Genomic DNA, 2,675 nt, shown 5'->3' on the forward strand with positions numbered 1-2,675 from the left:
ACCCGATATGTACGTCTGAATAAACTATCTTTTTAATCAACCTCGCTCCGGCGGGGTTTTTTTATTGCCTGGAGAAAACATGATTTATACCACTGGCACTATCGCCATCAGCGGAAACACCCTTACAGGTACCGGCACAAACTTCACTGCTGCTGGTTCTCTTATTCGTAACGGCTGTACCGTTATTGCAATGACCAGCCCAGCGCAGGTTTTCCAGATCACCGCGATTGGAAGCGCAACCTCTCTCACCGTTACGCCAGCTGCTAACCCTGCAATCCCTGCTGGAACAAAATATGCCATTCTTCTGAGCGACAGCCTGAGCGTCGACGGTCTGGCGCAGGACATCGCTGAAACCTTCACTATGTATCAGCGTTACATGAGCGGTTTCGCTGATGTGATGAACGGTACTACAGACGTCACTATCACGATTAACGGTGTGGCCGTCACAGTACCAGGCCAGAAATCACTGGCGAAGAAAGGGGCTAACAGCGATATAACCAGCCTAAGTGGCCTGACTACCGCACTCAGTATCAGCCAGGGCGGAACAGGTGCAAAGAATGCTGCTGACGCTCGCACAAACCTCGATTTAGGAGACAGCGCCACCAGAAATGTCGGAACGGAAGCGGGAACTGTAGCTTCCGGTGATGATTCTCGCTTTAAATCTATCGATGGGAAAGATGGTGGAACAGTTAATGGCTCTATTACAACTACGGGGAACATTACATCAAACTATGGCGGGTTTGCCGTAAAAGCGTATGAAAACAATAGAGTCGAGATCAATAACAGGCAGTCCAGCTCTGTCACTGGGGCGGCAATGGGATGGACGGTATATCGATGGTACGACGATTATGTTTTGACTGGTATTAAGCGTGGCAACAGCACCTCAGTTATGAGTTACATGATCAATTTTGGAGCTGCTAATTTGTCATTTGAATTTCTGGCAGGCGGTAACGCAACCGCTCCGGGAACGTGGACAAGCAACTCAGATTTGAGGATCAAAGAGAACGTTAAGCGGGTATCAGAACCGCTTGAAAAAATGAAAATGCTGCGTGGTTGTACATGGGAGCGTAAAGATGGAATGGGGCCTGGTATCGGTTTTATTGCGCAAGAGGTCCAATCAGTATTCCCACAAGCAGTATATGACGGCGGAAGCAGAGAGCTTACAGATGGAACGGTTGTAGAAAACGTCCTCAGCGTTGATGTCTCTGGCGTCTCTGCTGCCCTTCATCATGAAGCTATTTTGAGCATACTCGAGCGGGTCGAAAAGTTGGAAGCTATGGTTCTCCCAAGTGACTGAGTATTAATATTAAAGGTCGGTTTGGGAAGTGCCGCAACAGCCGCACTAACCACATCATCAACTGATATGACTCTAGGTCGGGTTCTGAAAGTTGGTGACTTTGGATTAGGCAGAACAAATCTGAATGCGTCTGACGCCACTTTAAATGCAAATGACGTAACTTTCTCGTGTTTTAGTTCTGGCCCTGGTGCCAGCGGTTCTAATTATTATGACCCCTATTCCACCATGATAACTGGCGTACGTGCGGGGGGAGGTGATGGCACAGGTTATGTATCGCAAATACAGCTAACAGTTGATAATCGAATGGCATCACGTCGAAGATATCTTAATAACTGGTCACCGTGGGCCGTCTATTATTCCTCGGCGAACACCACTACGGCATCAGATGGCACGCTTAAGGCAGCTTCGCCGGTGGCCAGAATCGTGAAATCTCAGAACGAGAACCAGCGTACCGATGTTGACGAAGTAGGCTTCACTTGGTGCGGCTGCGGTACGGCGAACGCCGAGGCTGAAGGGATCAAAATCTCTCGGCTGGATGTTGGGGTATATATTCTTACCGGTTCGGATGGCCTGGCATCAGAAGGCTGGCAGTTACTGCCGCCAATGGACCCAGGCGGCATGGGAGAGCTTGGGATTGTTGAAGCAGAGCAGGCAGAAAGCGGTGGGCTGACTATCCGCCTGTTTAAGCGAAAATACATGCTGAGCGATGAAGGGGAGATCGTCAAAACAAAAGGGGAACCGATGGACGTGCCGGTGAACAGCTGGATCGATGTTCGCCTGGATATGCCTGATGATTCTGCCTTTAATCAGATGATGAATCAGAAACTTCAGCCATAGCTGCACGCTGATTCCAGATACTGTTTTGCGGCATCTCTACACGGACACTGACAAACTGATCGGCCGGAATATCGGCCGGTTCGCCATCCACAAAATCTTCCCGTGAGTTCCTCGCAAATATCGGTGCTGACGGGTATTCCCGGTGGAATGTTTTCACCAGCACTGACCCGTCGGCATTTACCTCATAGTCAAGCCAGATTAGGGCCTGCCCATTACGATCTTTAGGGATATCGAACCCGCCATCAATACCACCCCACGCCGCATCTGAGTTCATCCCTATGCAGCCCTCGATCAGATACTCTCCGGCTTTCATGCGGGTTACGGTACAGCCTTCTGATTCGCCATTAGTCTCAAACGAACCGTCTGCAAACAGCTTAACTACCGGGGAAGCTGCTTTTAACGTGCCGTCACTAGCTCTGGTGGTGTTACCAGTGTCATAAACTCGTAACCATGGAAGGAATGAGGCGCTTTCTCTTGCCCTCCACCACATACCCTGGTTTCCTCGTCCCCCAAGCTGAAAGCAGTAGGATGAATCGGAACT

At 49.9% G+C, this 2,675-nt stretch carries 2 protein-coding genes and 1 pseudogene; 2 read left to right on the plus strand and 1 reads right to left on the minus strand.

The window, feature by feature from the left end; all coding sequences use genetic code 11:
* Positions 1-79 precede the first annotated feature (79 nt).
* Together ACOTX5_RS06380 and ACOTX5_RS06385 are read left to right on the plus strand one after the other, a co-directional pair.
* Entirely contained in the window at positions 80-1,297 is a 1,218-nt protein-coding gene (locus ACOTX5_RS06380; protein WP_063945170.1) for a tail fiber domain-containing protein, read from the plus strand.
* Positions 1,298-1,600: 303 nt separating this feature from the next.
* Positions 1,601-2,134: a hypothetical protein gene (locus ACOTX5_RS06385; protein WP_221903773.1), complete on the plus strand. Its 534-nt coding sequence runs from the start codon at positions 1,601-1,603 to the stop codon at positions 2,132-2,134.
* Here the strand turns inward: ACOTX5_RS06385 and ACOTX5_RS06390 are convergent.
* A pseudogene (locus tag ACOTX5_RS06390) lies at positions 2,100-2,675 on the minus strand (hypothetical protein); the annotation flags it as partial. The gene ACOTX5_RS06385 and the pseudogene ACOTX5_RS06390 sit on opposite strands and share 35 nt — an antisense overlap.

The sequence above is a fragment of the Enterobacter cloacae complex sp. IR5441 genome, from assembly GCF_049238215.1.
Classification (GTDB): Bacteria; Pseudomonadota; Gammaproteobacteria; order Enterobacterales; family Enterobacteriaceae; genus Enterobacter; species Enterobacter hormaechei_C.